This is a genomic window from Clostridium sp. UBA7791 (genome assembly GCF_002480755.1).
GTDB classification, from domain to species: Bacteria; Bacillota; Clostridia; order Clostridiales; family Clostridiaceae; genus Clostridium_J; species Clostridium_J sulfidigenes.
In genome coordinates this window covers 390,670-407,146 of sequence record NZ_DLCT01000005.1, presented here as the reverse complement: position 1 = coordinate 407,146, position 16,477 = coordinate 390,670, and the positions used below count along the sequence as shown (strand labels likewise).

At 27.8% G+C, this 16,477-nt stretch carries 17 protein-coding genes; 3 read left to right on the top strand and 14 right to left on the bottom strand.

Going from position 1 to position 16,477, the window contains the following annotated elements; translation table 11 throughout:
- Positions 1-35 precede the first annotated feature (35 nt).
- From B3Z56_RS07395 to B3Z56_RS07380, 4 genes are all read right to left on the bottom strand, one after another.
- Complete coding sequence (locus tag B3Z56_RS07395) at positions 36-1,379, bottom strand: erythromycin esterase family protein (protein WP_346848542.1); 1,344 nt, start codon at positions 1,377-1,379, stop codon at positions 36-38.
- Between the two features lie 211 nt (positions 1,380-1,590).
- Entirely contained in the window at positions 1,591-2,448 is an 858-nt protein-coding gene (locus B3Z56_RS07390) for a YitT family protein (RefSeq protein ID WP_346848541.1), read from the bottom strand.
- A 246-nt stretch (positions 2,449-2,694) separates the two neighbouring features.
- Positions 2,695-3,006, bottom strand: a complete 312-nt coding sequence (locus B3Z56_RS07385; protein ID WP_150846074.1) for a DUF1540 domain-containing protein — start codon at positions 3,004-3,006, stop codon at positions 2,695-2,697.
- A gap of 81 nt (positions 3,007-3,087) precedes the next feature.
- The gene (locus tag B3Z56_RS07380; protein WP_346877749.1) at positions 3,088-4,824 is read right to left on the bottom strand and encodes a DUF4153 domain-containing protein; all 1,737 of its coding nucleotides are present in this window, start codon (positions 4,822-4,824) and stop codon (positions 3,088-3,090) included.
- Positions 4,825-5,046: 222 nt separating this feature from the next.
- Between B3Z56_RS07380 and splB the strand changes: the two genes are divergently transcribed.
- Positions 5,047-6,069 (top strand): spore photoproduct lyase, encoded by a 1,023-nt coding sequence (splB, locus tag B3Z56_RS07375; protein ID WP_346878960.1) that lies wholly within the window; start codon positions 5,047-5,049, stop codon positions 6,067-6,069.
- Positions 6,070-6,173: 104 nt separating this feature from the next.
- Here splB and B3Z56_RS07370 read toward each other — a convergent pair whose 3' ends face one another.
- The 9 genes from B3Z56_RS07370 to B3Z56_RS07330 all read right to left on the bottom strand — a co-directional run bounded on the left by B3Z56_RS07370 (position 6,174) and on the right by B3Z56_RS07330 (position 12,042).
- Positions 6,174-6,860, bottom strand: coding sequence for a M15 family metallopeptidase (locus B3Z56_RS07370; protein WP_346878532.1), 687 nt, complete (start codon positions 6,858-6,860; stop codon positions 6,174-6,176).
- Between the two features lie 108 nt (positions 6,861-6,968).
- Positions 6,969-8,033: an ACR3 family arsenite efflux transporter gene (gene arsB, locus B3Z56_RS07365; protein ID WP_346867429.1), complete on the bottom strand. Its 1,065-nt coding sequence runs from the start codon at positions 8,031-8,033 to the stop codon at positions 6,969-6,971.
- Between the two features lie 12 nt (positions 8,034-8,045).
- On the bottom strand, positions 8,046-8,456 hold the full coding sequence (locus tag B3Z56_RS07360; protein WP_346878531.1) for an arsenate reductase ArsC: 411 nt from the start codon (positions 8,454-8,456) through the stop codon (positions 8,046-8,048).
- A gap of 79 nt (positions 8,457-8,535) precedes the next feature.
- Positions 8,536-8,853, bottom strand: coding sequence for an ArsR/SmtB family transcription factor (locus B3Z56_RS07355; protein ID WP_346848535.1), 318 nt, complete (start codon positions 8,851-8,853; stop codon positions 8,536-8,538).
- Positions 8,854-9,041: 188 nt separating this feature from the next.
- On the bottom strand, positions 9,042-9,281 hold the full coding sequence (locus B3Z56_RS07350) for a thioredoxin family protein (RefSeq protein ID WP_346848534.1): 240 nt from the start codon (positions 9,279-9,281) through the stop codon (positions 9,042-9,044).
- A 26-nt stretch (positions 9,282-9,307) separates the two neighbouring features.
- A complete protein-coding gene (locus B3Z56_RS07345) occupies positions 9,308-10,243 on the bottom strand; it encodes a CobW family GTP-binding protein (RefSeq protein WP_346848533.1) in 936 nt (311 codons plus the stop codon).
- Positions 10,244-10,292: 49 nt separating this feature from the next.
- Entirely contained in the window at positions 10,293-10,568 is a 276-nt protein-coding gene (locus B3Z56_RS07340; RefSeq protein WP_035133162.1) for an ArsR/SmtB family transcription factor, read from the bottom strand.
- A gap of 201 nt (positions 10,569-10,769) precedes the next feature.
- Positions 10,770-11,432: a GGDEF domain-containing protein gene (locus B3Z56_RS07335; protein ID WP_346848532.1), complete on the bottom strand. Its 663-nt coding sequence runs from the start codon at positions 11,430-11,432 to the stop codon at positions 10,770-10,772.
- Between the two features lie 418 nt (positions 11,433-11,850).
- Positions 11,851-12,042, bottom strand: coding sequence for a helix-turn-helix transcriptional regulator (locus B3Z56_RS07330; RefSeq protein WP_346848531.1), 192 nt, complete (start codon positions 12,040-12,042; stop codon positions 11,851-11,853).
- A gap of 165 nt (positions 12,043-12,207) precedes the next feature.
- On the opposite strand from B3Z56_RS07330, the gene B3Z56_RS07325 reads away from it, so the two are divergent.
- Together B3Z56_RS07325 and B3Z56_RS07320 are read left to right on the top strand one after the other, a co-directional pair.
- Complete coding sequence (locus tag B3Z56_RS07325; RefSeq protein ID WP_346848530.1) at positions 12,208-12,555, top strand: helix-turn-helix domain-containing protein; 348 nt, start codon at positions 12,208-12,210, stop codon at positions 12,553-12,555.
- Positions 12,556-12,757: 202 nt separating this feature from the next.
- Positions 12,758-14,905: a HAMP domain-containing sensor histidine kinase gene (locus B3Z56_RS07320; protein ID WP_346878530.1), complete on the top strand. Its 2,148-nt coding sequence runs from the start codon at positions 12,758-12,760 to the stop codon at positions 14,903-14,905.
- Between the two features lie 70 nt (positions 14,906-14,975).
- Here the strand turns inward: B3Z56_RS07320 and nhaC are convergent, their stop codons facing one another.
- Positions 14,976-16,436 carry a Na+/H+ antiporter NhaC gene (gene nhaC / locus B3Z56_RS07315; RefSeq protein ID WP_346848528.1) on the bottom strand — a complete coding sequence of 487 codons (1,461 nt, stop codon included), beginning with the start codon at positions 16,434-16,436 and terminating at the stop codon, positions 14,976-14,978.
- Positions 16,437-16,477: the final 41 nt, after the last annotated feature.

Genomic DNA, 16,477 nt, shown 5'->3' with positions numbered 1-16,477 from the left:
ATCTATTTTTTATTTCAATTTTTTATCTTAATTTTTTATTTTAATTTACTTATAGCATTAGTGTCTCTAATAAATATTAACCCATCAAAGGTATCTATAGGCTTTAATTTCATATAATAATCTTCTTCATACCCATTATAAAAAATAATGTTATGCATTAGTATTGAAGATGATAATATTTTTTTAACATCCTTATCCTGTGATGAAGATTTAAAATCTATAAAACTATTTGATATTTCTGTAAGGTTAAATATATTAGAAAACATTTGAGGATTTCCTTCTTCTATATTATAGATTTCATACTCACTACCTACACCACTACTGTCTATAGGATACGCTCCAAAACTACCTTGATGAAATTCTAATGCTAATGAATAATATTTATCTTTATACATCTCCTTTAAATTATACCCCATGCTTTTATAATCTTTAGAAATATTGCTTATATGTTGATTTCCACTCCAAAGAACTATTTTATCATTTCCATTTTTACTCTCACGATCTAGAATCCATTTAATATTATCAGCTAATAATTTTCCTTCCATATTCAAAGCTTCTTTAATGTTATGCTCTGGTCCACTGTATATGGCTAATTCTATGCTTTTCAAGATAGTCTGAAGATATTTCGAAGCCTCTTCATATTTCTCTTCTGAGGTACTTTTTACAAGTTTCTCTTTATTTTCATTAAATATATTAATTAGAATTTCAACCTTTTCTTGTTCTCTTCTTAACTCACTTGTAGGTATATTTCTAACGGGTCTTCCTCTTACTTCATCCAATTCACCATCAAACTTCTTGTATAGATCTTCATCAATATCTCTTAAATAATTTATTACAAAATTTGAACTATCTTCAGCATTAGTAACTTGAATACCGTAAAACTTAATTTTTTCCTTATGATTAGAATCTTCATTATACTTTCTCATCCATTCTATTAACTCCAAAGACTCCACCGTTGACCAAGAATAACCTCCATTTATCTTTGTTTGTCTTACTATATTTTCAGCATTTCCTTCCCCATTCAATATATAATTATTAATTAATTCAGTTCTTCCAAAATCCACATCCATAGCAAAGGTTCTATACCCCATTTCCTCTACTAAAAATTCCAGCATACGATGCTTAATTTGAAAAAACTCTTTTGTTCCATAGGTTGCCCCACCTAAGGCTATAATTTGTTTATCCTTAAATATATCCTTAAATTCCTTTAAATCTTCAAAGCCATTGCCAACCTCCACAGTGTTTAAAGGAACTAATTTTTCTTTTATAATTTCAGCCTCCTCATTAGGACTAAGTTTTCCCCAAAATAATCCTACGCATACTAGTCCGAGAATTATTATAACTGAAATTATTAATAATACCTTATTTCCTCTTTTCATCTTCATATACCCCCTAAATACCTATTTTAACCCTTAACTCAACATTTTCAACTTATGGTTATATATATATTATAGCAAATTTTAGAAATATTTCAATTTTTATCTAGGTCATCTTAGAGTAATGGACAAAATTCTTCTTATTTTTAACTATATAGCATAAATACAATAAAAAATCAGTAAATCCCCCAATTGAAATTTACTGATTATATAATTAGTCTAGTATATTACCAAAGCCTTCCCCTAAAACCTCATGGACATTATGGGTTATGATAAAAGCACATGGATCCACTTCTTTTATAAAATTTCTAAGCTTAATAAACTCCTTTTTACCCATTACAGTTATTAAAACATCACTTTTTTCTAAATTGTATGCTCCTATAGCACGATAAATAGTAGCACTCCTACCTAGCTCTTCAATAATAAACTTTCTTATCTCTTCAGTTTTAGAACTCATTATTTCGATTCTCTTAGTTATATTAAGTCCATCTATAACAAAGTCTACCATGGAGCCATTTATTATAACACCAAGTAAAGCATACATCCCTGTAGTAGCTCCAAATGCTATAACTGCAAGTAAGGTTATACTAAAATCTATAATTAAAAGTCCTTTTCCAATTTCTAAATGAGCATATTTGTTTAATATTTTAGCAGGTATATCCGTTCCCCCTGTAGATGCATTCCTATTAAACACTATAGCCATACCTATAGCTCCAATTAATATACCAAAAATTAAATTTATAAGTATATCCTGTGAAATAGGTTTACTAATAGGTGCTACTTTTTCTAAAAGGGATATTATTACTGAAAGCATAAGGCTAGAATATATAGTTTTTGTTCCAAATGCCTTTCCAATAAAAATAAAACCTATGACAAAGAAAAATATGTTCCCTATAAGCATTATAATACCAATACTAAGGTTAGGAATATAATGGTTTATTATCATAGCGAGCCCAGTAAGTCCTCCAGCTGCTAAATTGTGTGGAACTAGAAAAAAATGAATACCTATAGCTATTAAAGTTAATCCAAAAGTTATTATAATATAATCTTTTATTTCCTTTTTCAAACCCATTCCTCCTCAATTCACCCTATTGATTTTTGTAAAAACTATCTTATGTTTTTCAATTTTATGTTAACTCTCTTTATTTAATCATATATCAATAGATAAGTTATTACAATATCTCTCTTTTTCTTATATATGTTTCACTGTTTAAACACTTATATACGTAAAAAACTACTACTATAAAATTTAACCGAACTTAATCAGAAAATTTCATAATAGTAGCTTGTTCTTTATATTTACTTATAGTATTTTTCTTTACTTGCAATGAAATGTAGCACACTCTGTTTCTCTTGGCTTACATGCATGGTCTCCAGAAATACAAATTTCTGAAGCATCACATTTATGGTTTTCGTTATAAACACAATTGGTAGCTTCACATCCTACTACCATTTCTGGATTAGGTCTTTGATTACTATTTGACATAGCTCCGCTTTTTTCTGCAAAACTATCACAACAAGTAGATGATTTATGAGTAGCTTCTCTTCCACCTACTTGAATAGAATCAATGCAGCAATAATAATCATTATTATATGCACAACTACATGCATCACATTTTAATTTAGTCATAAGAATGCCTCCTAAAGTTTATTTCAATAATATTGTTTCAATTTAGTAGGCAAATTATTCTTACATAATTTTATTGTTCTTTTACTTTATCTTTACAAATACGGAAAATTGAATTTCTGTAGACTCTATATGGTCATAATTTAAATCCTTACGACCAGAAAAGTTATCAATTTTTATTTTAATTTTAACTTTATCTGTTTCATCTTCAAATTGCATATCTTCTACAGGTATGGAGTTTGTTTTATTAACACCATATTTATCTATTATCCTATTAAAATACTCATTTAAATTTTTATTATATATCTGTTTACCTTTCTCTAATATCTTAAGTTCATTAGATGCTTTATTATAGTCAACTGTAATTCCATAAGAATTCTTATTAGCAGCACTTTGATAACTTATAATGTTAAAAAGGTAATCATAGTCCTTTATTTCTATAGGCTCTGATATTTCTTCACTTATAAAATAAAAATGTTCATATCTACTTTCATAATTTAAATTAGAATAAGTTATTCCTAGTACCCTCTCTGTATCACTTATAGTAAAATTATCTGGCAAATATTTAATATCCTTTAATTCATGTTTTCTATTAAAATAATCCAAAATACTATTGAGTTCTATTTGATCACCTTTAGAAACTGGATCTATAGCTTTAACTATTTTACCATTTTCAATCATATTATTTTTTATAAGGAACTTTTCAAATCTTTTATTTTGACTATACTTAGATAAATTATAACTACTCAAAGGTCCACAAATTGATATAAAAGTAATTATAGTAAGAGATATTGGGAGTATAATATTTTTTACTTTCTTAATTATTGAGTAATATATCATTATTCCAAAGACCCAAATCCCTAGTGCTAAAACAAAATATCTATTTTCAGTTATTCCATAGGCATTAACTCTTATTCCCATAGAAATAAACATAAGTACTATAAGAGGAAGTATTGCCTTTGGAAACATCTTTACAAACTTGCTTACCCAAGGACTATTTTCCTTTACTGGTGAAGTTAAAAACAAGGTTCCTGCTGATATTACTCCATACCATAATACTAAATGAGAAACTAATCCTTCAGGCCACTGTCTAGTAATAATTATCTTAGCAAAATATATATATAAGATTATTGTGTATATAGAAATTAATGGCATAATTATATAAATCATTAATATTTTAAACACCTTTGGATACTTTTCAACCTTTATAACTTCTTCCTTTTCTGGGATTCCTCCAAGAAAGAAGCATTGTGCAAAAACTCCTACAACTATAAGCCATGTATAATAATATATCTCATATTTAACTTCTATTCCAAAAAGATAATCTACGGTGAACAATATTGCTATTAATCCTAAATATAAAACTATAGAATATAAAACTGTTGTAAAAAATCTTCCTAAAACCTTTATTACATACATCTCAAAACTTCCATCCTTATAAATATATGGAGTAAAAAAGAACCCTGTAATAAATATTATAATAAGACCAACATATCTAGTAATCTGAACCATATTTAAATCTCCAAGACAAAAATATCCGTAGACTGCTAAACAAATAGCTGCAATAATATAAATTAGATATTTAAACTTCTCATTAGATTTATTTCTTCTTTCAAAATATAATTCAATGCAAATATATACTGGAATACCAAGTACTAAAGTCATCACAACACGTCTTAATTCCTCGTCACTTCCAATACTTTCTCCCATATAGATTAAAGTTATAACTGCAGCTATAGATAAAAATATGGGTATAGGAAATCTTTTTACTGAATCTTTTATAGAATTTTTCCATCCATTTACCAAAATTTTAATATACAATAATATGCCCCCTTTTATTATAAAATTATTTTTCTATGTTTTATAGTTACCTTTAGATAACTATTTATGTACCACTGTAAATTACACCCATTATACCATATCATCTAAATTAAAACATTTATCTATTACACATAATATTATCATATATGTAAAGAATATTCCTATTAAATATAAAGGAGGTGACCTTTAGTTTGAAGCCCATTGCTTCTACTAAAGAACTTAATGTTTATTCCTAAAAGAATATTATTTGAAAAAGGATCCTTGGATTATGAAATAGGCAAAAATATTTATAACACTTTTAAGGATAATAAAAATATTGAAATAATAAAATTAACTTCTAATAAGATTAAAGAGCGAATTCCTGGTGAAAATTTGCATATCTTTTATAGTGAAGGTAAGAATACCCTAGTTGTGGGTATAAAAAAAAGAAGTAAATTTCAATCCTGTAAACCTTCTGCTAATTGGCAGTTACCCCTAGTGTCCGGTTGTATTGCCCATTGTCAGTATTGCTACTTAAATACAAATCTAGGTGATAAACCTTATATAAAGATTAATGTAAATATAGATGATATTCTAAATCAAACAAATGAATATATTAAAGAAAGATTACCTTCTAAAACTTTATTTGAAGGTTCTGCCACCTCTGATCCTATACCTATAGAACCTTATACTAATAGTTTAAAAAAAGCTATAGAATTCTTTGCTAATAGCGATCATGGACTATTTCGTTTTGTTACAAAGTTTAATGATGTTGATAGTCTATTAGATATAGATCACAAGGGACATACAGAAATTCGATTTACTCTAAATACAGATAAAGTAATCAGTGACTTTGAAAATAGAGCCGCTTCTATAGATAAAAGAATAGAAGCTAGTGTAAAGGTGGCTAATGCTGGGTATCCTATAGGTTTTATTATTGCGCCAGTATTTCTTTATGAAGGTTGGAAAAACGATTATAAACAACTTTTATTAAACCTTAAGGATAAGCTTCCTGATAACTTAACTACTCCTGTTACCTTTGAAATAATATCTCATAGGTATACTCCTAGAGCAAAAAATATAATTCTAGAAGTATTTCCTGAAACAACACTTCCTATGGTTGATGAGGAAAGAAAATATAAATATGGACAATTTGGATATGGTAAATATGTATATACAAAAGAGCAGTTAGAAGAGATGAAAGAATTTTTTAGTTTAGAAATTGACTCTATATTTAATAATAAAGTTATAAAGTATATAATATAATGTTAAATGCAAAAGCCAAGCTATATTACCTTATATAACTTGGCTTCTTTAATGTTATAAAATTGTTTTTATATCTTTTGATTTATTCTATGTTTATATATTATTTAATTAATTTCAGCAAATTCTTCTAAGGTTATTCCATCATTATAAATCTTTTCTGACATTTCACTACCCACATATCTCACATGCCAAGGTTCATAATTATATCCTGTTATATCTTCTTTTCCCGACTCATATCTTACTATAAATCCATATTTATATGCATTATTAGCTATCCAATTAGCTTCTGGACATCCTTCAGATATCCATCCAGAACTAGTTGCTAAATCCATAGCCTCTCCTAGTTGATGCTCACTTGCTCCAGGCTTTGCTACATATTTATCTGAATAAGATTTTCCTTGGGTTTCCACATTATATTCATATAAACTTTTTTGTGTTTTGTAAGATCTATAGCCTGATAAACCACATAAGTAAACCCCATCCTTTGAAGCAGCATCTACTAGTTCCTCTAAAGCCTTAGCAGACTCCTTTGTCATATATCTTTCTTCTTCTATGGATTCTGGTAAGAATTCTATATTTACTGAAACTAAATCCTTTGGCTTATAATCTGATGTTAAAGCATAATTTTTATTTACCACTACTTTATCATAATCATTAATAATAAAATATCCCTCTGATTTCAAATGAAATTTATTGATTAAATAATTTGTAGCACACATGCCTAATATAACTATTACTAGTAACTTCAATATAACTCTTCTTGCTTTTCTAACCTTTTTCTTTTTTCCCATAAGACCATCTCCTTAAGTTCATATACTTATTTTAAACCTTATGAGATTATTATTTATTACTTAAAGCTTACAAATTTATTACTTATTTATTAAGACATGAAATTTAAACTATTCTCCTTCTTTAGTAAACCAACCTCTACTATTATTAGCTATTCTAACAAGGGTAAGCATCACAGGTACTTCTACTAATACACCTACAACTGTAGCTAATGCAGCACCTGATTGTAATCCAAATAATGAAATTGCTACTGCTACTGCTAATTCAAAAAAGTTACTTGCTCCAATCATTCCTGCTGGTGCTGCTATAGAATGTGGCAACTTCCAAAGTTTTGCCCAAATATAAGCTATTCCAAATATAAGGAAGGTTTGAATTATAAGTGGTACTGCAATTAATACTATATGAACAGGATTATTTAAAATAGTATCACCTTGGAAGGAGAATAATATAATCAAAGTCAGTAATAATCCTATTATAGTAACATTATCAAACTTCTTTAAAAATACATTATTAAAATAATCTATTCCTTTGTTTTTAATTATTAATGTTCTAGTTATAAATCCCAGTGCTAATGGTATAACTACAAATAAAACTGTTGATAATACAAGAGTTTCTATAGGTATAACTACATCTCCAACACCTAGTAAAAAAGCTACAATAGGAGCAAATGCAATTAAAATAATCAAGTCATTAACTGCTACCTGAACTAAAGTATAGGAAGGATCCCCTTTAGTTAAGTGACTCCAAACAAATACCATAGCTGTACATGGTGCAGCTCCTAAAAGCACTGCTCCAGCTAAATACTCCTTAGCAAGTTCTGGTGCTATTATGCCCTTAAATACTATAAAGAAGAAAAATGCTGATATAGCATACATTGTAAAAGGTTTAATAAGCCAATTAGTTGTACAAGTAACTATAAGTCCCTTTGGTTTTCTAGTGGCATTAATTATACTTCCAAAATCAATCTTTAACATCATAGGGTATATCATTAACCATATAAGTATAGCCACAGGTATTGACACATTATAATACTCAAACTTATTTAGAGTATTAGGTATCATAGGCAAAAACTGACCAACCAATATTCCCACTACAATACAAAGGGCAACCCATAGAGTTAAGTATCTTTCAAAAACACCTAACCCTTTTCCACTATTTTCTTTATTATTACCCATAAGATAAACCTCCTATAATTCAATTTCTTTATTTTTTATTCTCTTAGCTAAATTTTTAATTTTTTCTTCAACAATTTTAGTAGTTTTAATAAATTCTTCATCTGACTTTCCAGTTGGATCCTCTAATCCCCAATCCTCTATATGCTTTCCGGGTAAAATAGGACATACAACATTACAACCCATTTTAATAACTATATCTACCTCAGGTATATCTCCTAGCAGTTTAGATTTCTGAGTCTCATTCATATCAATGTTATATAGCTCATTTATTATTCTAACCGCATCTTGATTTATTGTAGGTCTTAGTTGGGTTCCTGCAGAATAACTTTCAAAAACCTCTCCTTCATATAACTTTCCTAAGGCCTCCGCCATTTGAGATCTACAAGAATTGTGAACACATATAAATGCCACCTTTAGTTTCATATTAACTCCTCCATTCTTAATTGGTTAGTGTATGGTTTTCACACTTTTTATTTTAAAAATATCTATATATAACATGGATTTATTTACATCTACACTTTTCTTTTTCTTTGCAAATACACTCCTCTTTATCTGTTGTAACACTTGTTAAAAACAATATTAATTTATTACAATTAGTATTATTTAAAGAATAATGACTCCACAGTCCATCCTTTCTACTCTCAACAAGACCACAATCCATCAACACCTTCATATGATGTGAAAGAGTTGGTTGTGTAAAATCAAAATGTTCTAGAATATCACATGCACATCTTTCCCCACAGGATAATATGTCTACTATTTTTAACCTATTTGGATCAGATAATGCTTTTATAATTTTTGCATTTTCTTCATAATTCATTTTAACGCCTCCTTATATAGATAACTGTCTATGTTTATAATATAGACCATCACCTATATAGTGTCAATATGCTTATTTAATTTTTCTCCCTGTGCTACATTTATTCTTAACTATGTAGAATGATTTATTTGTATAATTAAAAATAAGTAACTAAATTTAATATCTAGTTACTTATTCTAAAACTTTTACTATATAGATTTTTTTATTAACTCTACTATTTGTTTAGTAGATAAAACTTGTCCCATAGCCTTTGGTTTACCATTTATCATGAGAGTAGGAGTAGTCATAACTCCTAATGAAATAATATCTACTAAAGATTCAACCTTAGTGACATCAGCTTCTATCCCTAACTCCTTTAAAGCTTCCAAAGTATTATCATAAAGTTTAGTGCATTTAGAGCACCCTTCTCCTAAAACCTTAAATTCCATATGAACTCCTCCTAAAATTCAAAACTTTAATTTTTAAGTTCCATTTTTTCTCCTACAATTTCATTCCAATTATTAATTATAGGCTTTATTATATTAGGTCCTATTTTAGATATAAACACTAGTTGTGAAACTTCCTTTGGTTCACATGGCTTATAATCTATATTTTTTCCTACCACATCTATTTGTTGCCATCCATCATTTAAGTTAAAGAAGCCTTTTATTCTATAGCTATACTTCTTTATAGAATTTAAGAATTCTTCCATTTTATTTTTGCTTACAACACTACTAAAATTCATAGTTAAGCTTTTTGGCTTATTTTCCACAGTATTTGTAGACTCTTCTCCTTCAGCCCACTGATTTACTAATAGATCCTTATCTAAAAAGTCCATACTAAACTCTCCAAAGGAACAAGTTTCTATATCACACTTTGGATTTACCAGTCTAACTTCTTTAATTACGTTCTTTAGCTCTTCCTCTTCAATTAAATCTACCTTATTTATGATAGCCATATGACAATGCTTTAATTGACGATTTACTGTTTCTAAATCTTCTAATTGCTCTCTAAAGTTCATTCCATCGATTAAGCATAATACTCCCTTTAAATCATAGGTTGTTTCAGGTGATAAAACCTTTACACCTTTAAGTATCTCTTCTATATTAGATGGATCTGCTAGGCCTGAACTCTCTACAAAGACATACTCTAAATCCTGTTTACTCATTTCAGCTAAAGCTTGAGCAAAGGATATTTTTAAACATGAGCAAAAGATAGATCCCCTATTAATCTCTACCATCTCAATATTATCTCTTTTAAGTATAGTTCCATCTATGCCTAGCTTCCCAAATTCATTTTGTATAACTCCAACCTTATTTCCTTTTAACACATCTAATAGCCTTAAAAGTACCGTAGTTTTACCTGAACCTAAAAATCCAGTTAATACATATAAATTAATTTTTTTCTCCATGGTTTGCCCTCCTGTAGATTAATAATATAAAGAAATATCCTTAGATTTTTTAGTTCTTAGAGTTTAAAAAACTTCTCAATTCAGTAATTCTCTCTGAATTTAATGTATATTTCATCCAAGAGCCATCCTTGTTACCAAGAACCAATCCACTATCTGTTAAAATCTTCATATGATAAGATAAGGTAGGTTGAGTAATATTAAAATTCTCAAGAATTTTACATGCACACAATTCCTCTGATTCTGTAAGCATATTAATAATTTTTAGTCTAGTCTCATCTGCCAATGCTTTAAACATTTGAACATATTCTGCATAATCATATTTCATAAAATTCTATCTCCTAATCTTCTATTTATAAGTATTTTATATCCCTATTATATCCTTCATATAGATATTTGTCTATATGACTTTTTAATCTCAATTATTACAAATCCTAAAAAACAATATGTGATTCCATTAAATGCAAATAGCTATCTCTATATAAGTTTTTAGTAATTTTGAGATATCTAAATTTCTTAAATCCTAAATTTACATTGTATATGTATTTTTCCCTAATGATTTAGATAAATATAACTTTTCATCAGCTTCTTTTACTAAATTATATATATCCTCTTCATTAATTATTCTAGTAATTTCTATACCTATACTAACAGTTATTCTATCGCTAACTTGTGAACATTCATGAATAATATTAAGTTCCCTAAGATGCTTCATAAACCTTTTTATATTTTCAATAGTCTCTTTCTCATCCAGCCTAGATATTATTGAGAATTCTTCTCCCCCATACCTGCAGACTACATCCTCATTAAATATATCTTTCAAAGCTTTTGATACTACTTTTAAAATCTTATCTCCTTGAACATGCCCATAGTTATCATTGTATAGTTTAAAATCATCTATATCTACCATTAGAAACGTAATAACTTCTTTATTCTGACAGGCTTTTAATAATTCCAAATGCATAAATCTTCTATTATATGTATCCGTTAAAAAATCTCTCTCACTTATTAGTTTTAGCTCCTTATTTATTATAGATATTGCATTGTTTCTTATACCTAATACAAATACTGTAATAATTAAAAATATATTTATAAACTTACACAGACTTTCTTCTTTGATGAATATTATACTAACTAATAGTAGCAATGGAAATAGTACTATTAGTTTTTTTTTATATTTTCCTAACTTCATAAAAACTACTCTTATCGCTCCTCCCCATTCTGGGTAAAGTATGATAATTTTCCTCTCAACTATTTCTGTAAATAATGATTTTGCTCCGTCATAACTTTAACCTACAGATTAAACATTCGTACAATAATACTAAATCATTAGACTAAAAATTTAAGCTTTAGTATATCCTATTACTATGCATCTATAAAAATAGACAACCATAATTTCATATTGGATTGCCTTCTAAATATATTGTAGCAATATTTTCATTAGTTAATTATGTTATCTAAGTAATTTTATTTTGTATAAATATTATCCTTAATATTTATTAAGTTAAAATTTTATAGTTAGTATTTATTCTAACATTTGAATAAATTATTTATTCTACCGTTTTTCCATTTAGTCTATAGTATATTTTTATCATTTGTTTATATAACTTTTAATCTAAGAGATCCTTCAAACTAACCTCAAGTGCAATAGCCAAACTATTTAGAGTTTTTAGAGATGGCACTGTTCTTAAATTTTCAATATCAGATAAGTATGTGTTAGATATACCTGATAATTGAGCCAATTTATTTTGATTTATGCCCATTGATTTTCTAATAAATTTGATTTTTTTTCCTATTTCCACTCTATCACCCCAAACACTATTTTACGCTAATAAAGTAAAAAATCAATAGTTTTATGATTTTTTTACTGTCTATACATATTTTTTGTTCGTTTACTTATACTAATACTTAAACTATAATTTTATTATAAAAGTACGTAAATAACGTACTTTATTGGAGGTATATATATGAATTCAAGAAAAAAACTTAGAGACCTTAGAAAATCTAAAGGATTAACTTTAAAAGAATTATCTACTAAAACAAATTTATCAATATCGTTTATAAGTGATATTGAGCACAATAGAAGTAATCCTTCTATATCTACTTTAAAAATACTTTGTAATGCTTTAGATGTACCTATATCCTATTTATTAGAAGATGATAAAACTCCATCTAATTTAATATGTACTGATTTAGATGCAGTATTATCAATGCTACTAAATGACTTCTCATCTTGGAGTTATGATGACAAAATAGAACTAATCTGCTATCTAAAAGCTAAAAAACATGTTCGAGAAGCACAAAAAAAGATATGAATATATAAATTTATATAAATAATTTTAATACTATTTAATCAAATTAAACTTTAAATCTAATTTATGTTATTACTTAATTTATTTTATATTATTTATAACATCCATCCCGTATTATGGCTTTTTTTGTAATATTTGTTTCATTTTTCTTCATTCCATTATATAATTGAAACATAATATATATTCTTAAATAGGAGTGATTGCTGTGTATAATAATCTTTTCAATAAAACACACCTAAATCAAGAAACTATAGATGTATTAATCCCTATTTTAAATGAATTTGATGATTGTATATGGATAAAAAATATAAATGGAGAATATCTAGCAGTCAATAACGCATTATGTAATCTTCTAGGAGAGGATAAAAATACTTTATTGTATAGTAACGGTCTTGATATCTTCGACTACTCTAGTTTTAAATTTGTCATTAAAGATGATTTAAATGTTATTAATAAAAAGAAAAAAAGTATTATGAATGAATATTTATATATAAAAGATAGAGAAGTTATTTTACAAACTCACAAAATTCCCATTATAAATTCGGACAATAGTTGTTACTCCTTTTTAGCTATTGGACAAGTTATTAATACAGATGAACTATACTATAACAATTTTATTATAGACAATAAATATAAAACACTATGCAATCTAATTACTGAAAGTGAAGAAAAACGTGAACAAGTTTCTTATGAAGAAGTTCATGAATATCTTATGGATATATATGAAACCCTAGACATAAATGGTACAAGCCTTTGGATCTATGATGATTCTAAAAAAATGTTAATAAAGCAAATGTCACTAGGAGTTACTGAAAGCATATCTGGCAATGATACCTTTTCTATAAGTGATTTCTATAAAGACGAATTAATAAATATTTCTACTAAAATAAACTCACCCACACCTTTAAAAAACTGTGAAAATTTTTATTGTAATAATGGTTTTTGTCAAAACTATAAGTATTTTCTTAAAGATAATTATATAATTGTTATACCTATAGTCTATAATAACTCCAGACTTCTAGGTGTTTTAAATTTATATTATAATGAGTCATTTGACACAGAATCTAATGCTAAATATATTGTAAGGACTTCTAAGCGATTAGCCTTATTACTAAAAAATATATATTTATCTACCCAATTGACAGATCAGTTACAAAAAAAGATTAAACTTGAAAATGAATTGAGTAGATTTCTTAATATAGCAGTTGATTTATATGCGATTATAGATACTAAGGGATATATTAAAAAAATAAGTTCTAATATACCTTTCATATTGGGCTGGGACTTTAATGATTTGAAAAAAATTCCTATTCAGACACTAATAAAATCAACAAATAATAGTATAAATTTCAAAGATATTTTGCATACCTATAACAAAAAATTTTATGGTGGAATATGTGAAGTAAAATGCAAAAACAATTCTTTCAAATTAATTGAATGGTATTATTATCACCAACAAGAAACACAGGAAATATTTATTACGGGTAAAGATGTAACTAGCTTTTCAAAACTTGAAGAAAAAGTTGCCTCTTTAGAAGAAAAAGTAGAATGTGAGAAATTTAAAACAGATTTTCTAGCAAATATCTCACACGAATTTAAAACTCCTTTAAATATAATATTAGCAAGCATTCAGTTAGAGCTTAATGGTTATAATAGTATAAATGATAATAATAGTATTTACTATAATCGTCTTAATATGATAAAACAAAACTCATATAGACTTCTTCGATTAGTTGATAACCTAATTGATGTGACCCAAGTTGATAGCACCAATATAAAGCTATACAAAGAAAATGTTAATGCTATTACCTATTTTGAAGATGTGGTGAACTCAGTTTCTCAATATATAAAGAAAATGGGTAAAAATATAATATTTGATACTAATGAAGAAGAAGTATTTCTGGATTGTGATCCTGAAAAAATTCAAAAAGTAATTTTAAATTTAATTTCTAATTCCATAAAATACACAGAAGTTAATGGCAACATATGGATTACACTAACAACTAACTGGGATGAGCATAGACTATATATTTCTGTAAAGGATGATGGTGTAGGTATACCAAAGGATAGTTATGATATTATATTTGAAAGATTTAAACAGGTGGATAATTTATTCATAAGAAGAGCTGAAGGAAGTGGAATAGGATTACCCTTAGCAAAATCCTTTATCGAACTTCATAGTGGCGAAATATGGGTAAATAAGACTATAGACAAAGGTTCAGAGTTTATCTTTTACTTACCTATAACCTCTGAAAAAGATAGTAAAATTAATTATTTCTATAATAAAGTTATAGACTCTATAGGTGAGAGACTTAAGATTGAATTTTCAGACATATATTCTTATCCTAATTAAAATAATTTACAAAGAATAAAAACAAAATGGGATCCCTTATAATAAGGAATTCCATTTTTTATTTGTATTCTTAAGCTACAATTTCTTTATCATTTTCTTCTTTTATAAAATCCTCAGCTGTTAATCCTTTAGATATTGGTTTACTTTCATCTAATGGCTTCATTGCAAATCCCGTATATCCATATATTGCAGATATAATAGGATTAATTAGTCCCAAGAAGTGGAATGGTGCATAAGCAAAAGCACTTACTCCTAAAGTAGTAAAGTATACTGCCCCACAAGTTGACCAAGGCACCAGCCCTGAAGTTAAAGTTCCTGCATCTTCAAGTACTCTTGAAAGATTTTTAGGATGTAAATTCAACTTTTCATATACTGGTTTATACATTTGACCTGGTATAACTATTGCCATATATTGATCAGCAGCCATAAAGTTCATAGCGATACAACTTATAATATTTGATAGAACAATACTTCCTCTGCTGTGACAGAAAGTAAGAATTTTAGCTATTATAGTATCTAAACAACCTATTTGCTTTACAAGTCCACCAAAACATAATGCACACATAACTAAAGAAATAGTTTCCATCATTCCAAGCATACCACCTCTATTAAGGAGTGAGTCAACCATTGCATTTCCTGAGCTTATCTCAAATCCATAGAATAATGACTGTACAATACTTGAAATAGTCTGTCCTTGTCCTAGTGCAAATAAAACTCCTATAATAGTTCCACCTAACATTCCTGGTATTGCTGGAACTTTAAATATAATCATTAAAACTACTGAAAGTGGTGCTATAAATATTATTGGACTAATATTGAAGCTTCCTTGTAATGTTTCTAAAATAGCATTTATTTGACTAGTATCAGCAACTGCTGTATTTCTAAATCCTAAGCCTATTATCGCAAATAGAATTACAGCAATTATAAAGCTTGGTACTGTTGTATACAACATATGTCTTATATGATCAAACACATTTACTCCCGCTACACCTGCTGATAAATTTGTACTATCTGAAAGTGGTGACAGCTTATCTCCAAAAGAAGCCCCTGTAACAACTGCCCCTGCAACAATTGCAGAAGGTATTCCAAGACCAGCACCTATACCCATTGCTGCTGTTCCCATAGTTCCTGCTGTAGTCCATGCACTTCCTGTTGAAACAGAAACGATAGCACATATTATTGGAAGCAAGAATAAAAACATAGTTGGTGTAAATAATTTAAGTCCATAAAATATCATTCCCGGAACTACTCCACCCGCAATCCAAGCTCCTACTAAACAACCAACTATCATAATAATAAAGTTAGCTTGCATAGCCATGGAGTTTGTCTTTATCATTGACTCCTCCATATCTTCCCAACTATGACCTAAAAATTTCCCTATAATGGCGGTAATAGCACAACATATAACTAATGGTATCTGTGGTGCTGAATCAAATACTAGTACACCTAATAGCATAAAGCAAATTAAGCACACAAATGGTATCACTGCTATTAGCAGCGATGGTTTTTTAATTTCTTTCCCCTTATTCATAAATTAGTCCCCCTTGTTAATTAAATATTTATCTTTAAGTC